Genomic DNA, 6,455 nt, shown 5'->3' with positions numbered 1-6,455 from the left:
TTCCCCTGCCTAAGCGTTCAGTTCAATCTTTTCGGCCATGAAATCGTCGATCGTGGCGAGCGACACGAAAATGTTTCCGAGAATCTCGTCCGATGAGATCTTCACGCCGAACTCGGATTCCAGGAAATCCATGAGCTGCAAGTAACCGAAGGAATCCATGACACCGGCCTTGAAAAGGTCGGTGTCCGGGGTGACATCCTCACCGAACTCGACCAGGAACCGATCCTCCATATAGTCCCTGATCTTCTCTCTCCTGCCCATTCCCCACCCCTTCACTGTTCGTTGAAAACCGCCGTCACACGCCGATGGTACGAATGTGCTGAACCATCCGCGTGAGGTCTTTTCCGCCGACTTCCTGGAATTCCAGTTCGCCGCGCGACATGAGGTACCGGATGCTGTCGGTCCAGCGGACCGGCCTTACCAGCTGCTCGGCCAGCCGCTCGCGAATCCGGCCGGGCTCATGCGGCCGTGCCGTGACGTTCGAGATGACGCGAACCCGCGGCGCACCGAAGGAGAAACCCTCCAGGAAACGGGCGAACTCGCGTCGCGCCGACTCCATATAACGGGAGTGGAACGCGCCGCCGACCCGCAGCGGAGCGAACCTCACCCCCCTGTTCCGCAGCGCGGCGTGCGCCGCCTCCAGCACCCGCTCGGGGGCCGCGACGACCACCTGCGCGTCGGTGTTGAAGGCGGCGATGTCAACGCCCTCGACGCCGTCCTCCGCGAAGATCTCCGCCAGTCGGGCTTCCGAGGTGTTCATCACCGCGGTCATCCCGCCCCCGACCGCCTCGGCCATCAGCTCGGCACGCCTGCGCACGATCCGCAGACCGGTCTCCAGATCGAGGACGCCCGCCGCCATCAGGGCGTTGTACTCACCGAGGCTGTGTCCCAGGCAGTAGTCGGCGGTGCGTTCCTCGCGCCGCTCCCGTTCGAACAGATGCAGGGCGTTGACGACGAAGAGGGCTGGCTGCGTGTAGGCGGTGTCGGCCAGCCGGCCGCCGGGATCGTCCCGGCACAGTGCCACCAGGTCGTACCCCAGCAGGTCGGACGCGAACTGCGCCACTCCCGGATACTTCGGGAAGACGTCCTGCCCCATGCCACGGAACTGCGAGCCCTGGCCGGGAATCAACACTGCGAAAGCCATCGGTTTTCAACTCCGTGCGTTTCGTCCGGTGGGCATGCCTGATCAACTCCGGGATGCCACCGGGAATTGACGGCCCGTCGGCTTCCGCGGTGCGCATCTCGCACCGCGGGCGAACGACGGACCGCAGGCACGAAGGACACGGCCCGTCGAGGGCCGACCGCGCGACCCGCACCACGCGGTCGACCGTTCCGGCGTCCGCTTCGGGAACCGTTCCGATCACTGAACCGACCGCCGGCTGGACCAGGGGGAAGGGCACTCCCCTCTCGTCGGACCGCCCGCTGACGTCCGGCGCCCAGTGCCGCGGGCCCGCTTGTGCGGGCCGTACGTCGCTCACGCCGATGACCTCCAGGCTTCGCCGTCCGACAGCGCCTTCTCCTACGAACATCTTGGCGAGCTGAGCCACGCCCGGATAATGCCTGTTCCGATCACCGGTATACCCGATCAGGCATAGCTGCTGGTGAGGGGCGTTCATGCACGGATTCACCGTCGACCTCGCCTGGAGTGCGGGGCAGGCGACCTCCTTCACCCTGCCCAACACCGGGCCGGCCAGTGCCACCCCCACGGTGGCATCGGCCGCGCGGCGCAGGCAGCTGACCCCCGCGGCCCAGGCGCCGGTCGTCCAGTGGCAGGCGACCGCGGTTTCGCCGACCGCAGCACGGTGAGCGCCGTCTTCCACGCTTCCGAGCGCGGCCGGCTCCCGGCGTCGCCCGCCGTCGGTTCGTCGTGCGCCATGGATGCGGCCTCCTGCGGTGGGCGGGCTGGATCAGGAGAGCCAGTCGGTGTAGTGCGTGGGGGCGATACGGGCGTCGCCCTTGGTGGTGAGAACGTCGCCGCTGACGGCGGCGAACATGCCTGCGGTGTCGTCGGTGACGACGCTGCGGCCGTCGGGACGGGCGTCCAGGGTGATCCGTCCGAGGTCGTCGAGGGGGAAGACGTCGGGCCCGCCGACCTGGAGAGTGCCGTTCAGGGGGGCGCCCGCGGCGACTTCGGCGACGGCGTCGGAGACGTCCCGGGCCGCGATCGGCTGGATCGGGGTGGTGGGCAGACGGACCACGTCACCCTCGGTCGTCCACGACAGGACCGCGGCGACGAACTCCATGAACTGGGTGGCGCGCACGATCGAGTACGGGACCGGTCCGGCCTTGAGGATCTCCTCCTGGAGGGCCTTGGCCCGGTAGTAGGCGAGGCCGGGCACCTGGTCGGTGCCGACGATCGAGAGGATGACGGCGTGCCCCACCCCGCACTTCCGGCCGGCGGCCAACAGGTTCTCCATCGAGGTCCGGAAGAACATGAGGGAGGCGTCGTCGAACGTCGGGGAGTTCGTCAGATTGACCATGACGTCGGCGCCGGCCACCGCCTCCTCCACACCCTGCCCGGTGATCACGTCGACGCCCGTGGACATGGAATGCGGCACGGCCTCGTGCCCTGCCGCGTTCAGCTTCTTCACGACCTGCGATCCGATCAGGCCCGTGCCACCGATCACTGCGAACTTCATCGGTCACCCTTCGTCGCGTACCGCTGGGGCATGCCCCCAGCCTGCGACGGCTCGGTGTGCGACGCACGCGGGCCGTGCCCGGCCAGCCGGCGCCCCCGAGGCGGGCCCGTGCTGCGCGGGCTCGGCGGCGATCTGCCACCGTCAGGTCACCCAGGCCGCACGGGCCGTAGCAGCCGAAGCGATCCGGATCGATCGAACATACGATGGTCGGGAGCGGGCTCGGGCAGCCCGTAGTGCCGGCCGTCGGGAGCGCGCAGGGCGGAGGAACATGGCACAGGCCACCGACGCAACGCGGACCGTCATCCTGACGGTGGACGACGACCCGGGAGTCTCCCGTGCCATCGCCCGCGACCTGCGGCTCCGCTACGGCGGCGGCTACCGGATCGTCCGTGCCGAGTCCGGCGCCTCCGCGTTGGAGGCGCTGCGCGAGCTGAAGCTGCGCGGCGACCTGGTGGCCGTGCTCCTCGCCGACTACCGGATGCCGCAGATGAACGGCATCGAGTTCCTCGAACAAGCCCTCGGCGTGTACCCGGGGGCGCGGCGCGTGCTGCTGACCGCCTACGCCGATACCGACGCCGCCATCGACGCGATCAACGTCGTCGACCTCGACCACTATCTCCTCAAGCCCTGGGACCCGCCCGAGGAGAAGCTCTACCCGGTCGTGGACGATCTCCTCACGGCCTGGCGGTCCAGCGACTACCGGCCGGTACCCGCCACCAAGGTGGTCGGGCACCGCTGGTCCGCCCCCTCCTCGCGGGCGCGCGAGTTCCTGGCCCGCAACCAGGTGCCGTACCGCTGGTACTCCTCCGACGAGCCGGAGGGACAGCGGCTTCTGGCGGCGGCCGGGGCCGACGGTCGACGACTCCCCCTGGTGATCACGCCGGACGGTACCGCGCTGATCGAGCCGGAGCCGACCGAACTGGCCGCCCACGTGGGGCTCGCGACCACGCCGACCGCCGCGTTCTACGACCTCGTCATCATCGGCGGCGGCCCGGCCGGACTCGGCTCGGCGGTGTACGGGGCCTCCGAGGGGCTGCGGACCGTACTGGTCGAACGGTCGGCGACCGGCGGACAGGCCGGACAGAGTTCCCGCATCGAGAACTACCTCGGCTTCCCGGACGGCGTGTCCGGTGCGCAGCTGACCGATCGTGCCCGCCGCCAGGCGAGCCGCTTCGGTGCCGAGATCCTCACCGCTCGCGAGGTCACGGGGCTGGAGGTGAACGGTCCGGCGCGCGTCGTGCGCTTCTCCGACGGCTCGGCGGTCGCCGCGCACAGCGTCATCCTGGCGACCGGAGTGTCGTACCGGCAGCTGGGGGCGCCGGGATGCGACGAACTGACCGGCTGCGGGGTGTACTACGGCTCGTCCCTCACCGAGGTGTCGTCCTGTGAGGGACAGGACGTGTACGTCGTCGGCGGCGCGAATTCCGCCGGGCAGGCGGCGGTGTTCCTGGCGCGGGGCGCGAAGTCGGTGACCATGCTGGTGCGCGGGGAGTCCCTGACGGCGTCGATGTCGTACTACCTGATCCAGCAGATCGAGGAGGCCCCGAACATCACCGTGCGGCCCCGGACCGTCGTCGAGGAGGCGCACGGCGAGGAGCACCTGGAACGGCTGACCCTGCGGGACACCGTGACCGGCGGCACCGAAGTCGTCGATGCCCAGTGGATGTTCGTCTTCATCGGTGCCGCCCCGCTGACCGACTGGCTCGGCGGGACCGTGCTGCGCGACGAGAACGGCTTCATCCTCGCCGGACCGGATCTGACGCCGGACGGGCGCCCCCCTGCCGAATGGGCACTGGACCGGCCGCCCTACCACTTGGAGACCAGCATCCCGGGTGTGTTCGTGGCGGGCGACGCACGCGCCCGGTCCGCGAAGCGCGTGGCGTCCGCCGTCGGAGAGGGAGCCATGGCCGTGATGCTCGTCCACCGCTTCCTGGAGCAGTCATGAGCGCACAGGTCATGGCCTGCGACCCGCACGAGATCGGCTCGCTGTTCCTCTTCGAGAAACTCTCCCCGGAGCAGCTCGGACGGCTGTGCTCCGAGGGACGGATGGAACGGTTCGCACCCGGGCCGGTGTACACCGAGGGTGACCCGGCGACCTGCTTCTACGTGATGGTCGAGGGAACCGTCGTACTGTCCCGCCGGGTCGGCGGCGACGATGTGGAGGTCAGCCGGACCTCGCAGCGCGGCGTGTACGCGGGGGCCATGCAGGCGTACCTGGGCGACCAGGTCCCGCAGACGTACATCAACTCGATGCGGGTGACCGAACCGACCCGGTTCTTCGTCCTGCCCGCGGAGTCGTTCGCGGACGTGATGCGGGAGTGGTTCCCGATGCCGACGCACCTGCTGGAGGGGCTCTTCTTCGGCTCCAAGAACACCCAGCGAGCCGTTGGCCAGCGGGAACGCCTGCTGGCGCTCGGGTCGTTGTCCGCCGGTCTCACCCACGAGCTCAACAATCCGGCCGCGGCCGCCGTCCGCGCCACCGCGGCGCTGCGCGAGCGGGTCGGCAGGATGCGGAACAAGCTGTCGGTCATCGCCCAGGGCCGCTACTCCCGCGAGGCCCTCGCCGAGCTCATCGAGATCCAGGAACGCACCGCCGAACGCGTCGCCAAGGCACCGGTGCTGACCCCTCTGGAGACGTCCGACCGGGAGGACGAACTCGCCGACTGGCTGGAGGAGCACGGCATCCCGGAGAGTTGGCGGATTGCGCCGACCTTCGTCCAGGCCGGGCTGGACACGGACTGGCTGGACCAAGTCGCGGCGACCGTGGGCGACGACATCCTGCCTGCGGCGATCGGCTGGCTCAACTACACGGTGGAGACCGAGCTGTTGATGGACGAGATCGACGACTCCACCACCCGCATCTCCCACTTGGTGGACGCGGCCAAGCAGTACGCGCAGCTCGACCGCGCCCCGCACCGGGACGTCGACGTCCACGAACTCCTCGACAGCACGCTGCTGATGCTGTCCGGCAAGATCGGCTCTCGGGTGCGGGTGGTCAAGGACTACGACCGCTCCCTCCCCGAAGTACCCGCCTACCCGGCGGAACTCAACCAGGTGTGGACCAACCTCATCGACAACGCGGTGGCCGCCATCGGCAGCACGGGCCACGACGGCACCCTGACGGTCCGCACGGCCAGGCAGGGCGACCGACTCCTCGTGGAGTTCCGCGACACCGGCCCCGGCGTCCCCGAGGACATCCGCAGCCGCATCTTCGACCCGTTCTTCACCACCAAGCCCGTCGGGGAGGGCACTGGCCTCGGCCTCGACATCTGCTGGCGGATCGTCGTCAACAAGCACCACGGCAGCCTCCAGGTCGAGTCCGTACCGGGCGACACGCGCTTCCAGGTGCTGCTGCCGCTCACCGCCACCGAGACCGAGACCGAGGCCGCAACCACGACCACCGAGGAGTCCGTATGACCGACATCGACGGCATCGCGGCGAGCGTCCCGCCCAGCAGTACCGGCTGCGCGGACTGCGACGCGGCGGGGGGCTGGTGGTTCCACCTCCGGCGCTGCGCGCAGTGCGGCCACATCGGCTGCTGCGACTCGTCACCGGCCCAGCACGCCACCGCCCACTGGAAGTCCTCCGGGCATCCCGTGGTGCAGAGCTTCGAGCCGGGTGAGGAGTGGTACTGGAACTACGCCACCGACGTGCTGTACGAGTCCGGACCGGAACTGGCACCGCCGACCAGCCACCCGGCCGCCCAGCCGACCCCGGGACCGGCCGACCGGGTCCCGCGGAACTGGCCGGACCTGCTGCATCCCTGAGAACCGGCGGCGAAATGACCACAAGAGACATGCATACGCCCGACTGTGG

The 6,455-nt window shown here is 69.5% G+C and carries 7 protein-coding genes; 4 read left to right on the top strand and 3 right to left on the bottom strand.

Going from position 1 to position 6,455, the window contains the following annotated elements:
• Positions 1–9: 9 nt before the first annotated feature.
• A complete protein-coding gene (locus ACJ6WD_RS17635; protein WP_233660064.1) occupies positions 10–261 on the bottom strand; it encodes an acyl carrier protein in 252 nt (83 codons plus the stop codon).
• A 34-nt stretch (positions 262–295) separates the two neighbouring features.
• Positions 296–1,144: an ACP S-malonyltransferase gene (gene fabD / locus ACJ6WD_RS17630; protein WP_407616129.1), complete on the bottom strand. Its 849-nt coding sequence runs from the start codon at positions 1,142–1,144 to the stop codon at positions 296–298.
• Between the two features lie 470 nt (positions 1,145–1,614).
• On the opposite strand from fabD, the gene ACJ6WD_RS17625 reads away from it, so the two are divergent.
• Complete coding sequence (locus tag ACJ6WD_RS17625; protein ID WP_331247022.1) at positions 1,615–1,806, top strand: hypothetical protein; 192 nt, start codon at positions 1,615–1,617, stop codon at positions 1,804–1,806.
• A gap of 101 nt (positions 1,807–1,907) precedes the next feature.
• Here ACJ6WD_RS17625 and ACJ6WD_RS17620 read toward each other — a convergent pair whose 3' ends face one another.
• Positions 1,908–2,639: an SDR family oxidoreductase gene (locus tag ACJ6WD_RS17620; protein ID WP_407616128.1), complete on the bottom strand. Its 732-nt coding sequence runs from the start codon at positions 2,637–2,639 to the stop codon at positions 1,908–1,910.
• 268 nt (positions 2,640–2,907) lie between these two features.
• Between ACJ6WD_RS17620 and ACJ6WD_RS17615 the strand changes: the two genes are divergently transcribed.
• Genes ACJ6WD_RS17615 through ACJ6WD_RS17605 form a run of 3 tightly spaced genes read left to right on the top strand, consistent with a single transcriptional unit; the run spans position 2,908 to position 6,406 of the window.
• A complete protein-coding gene (locus ACJ6WD_RS17615; RefSeq protein ID WP_331247020.1) occupies positions 2,908–4,584 on the top strand; it encodes an FAD-dependent oxidoreductase in 1,677 nt (558 codons plus the stop codon).
• Positions 4,581–6,056 carry an ATP-binding protein gene (locus tag ACJ6WD_RS17610; protein ID WP_233660061.1) on the top strand — a complete coding sequence of 492 codons (1,476 nt, stop codon included), beginning with the start codon at positions 4,581–4,583 and terminating at the stop codon, positions 6,054–6,056. Before ACJ6WD_RS17615 ends, ACJ6WD_RS17610 begins: the two co-directional genes overlap by 4 nt.
• On the top strand, positions 6,053–6,406 hold the full coding sequence (locus tag ACJ6WD_RS17605) for a UBP-type zinc finger domain-containing protein (protein WP_233660060.1): 354 nt from the start codon (positions 6,053–6,055) through the stop codon (positions 6,404–6,406). The genes ACJ6WD_RS17610 and ACJ6WD_RS17605 overlap by 4 nt, the downstream gene beginning before the upstream one ends.
• Positions 6,407–6,455 lie beyond the last annotated feature (49 nt).

The organism is Streptomyces sp. VTCC 41912, from assembly GCF_045799175.1.
Classification (GTDB): domain Bacteria; phylum Actinomycetota; class Actinomycetes; order Streptomycetales; family Streptomycetaceae; genus Streptomyces; species Streptomyces albulus_C.
The sequence above is the reverse complement of the archived record's forward strand: the minus strand, read 5'-3'. Positions and strand labels throughout refer to the sequence as shown.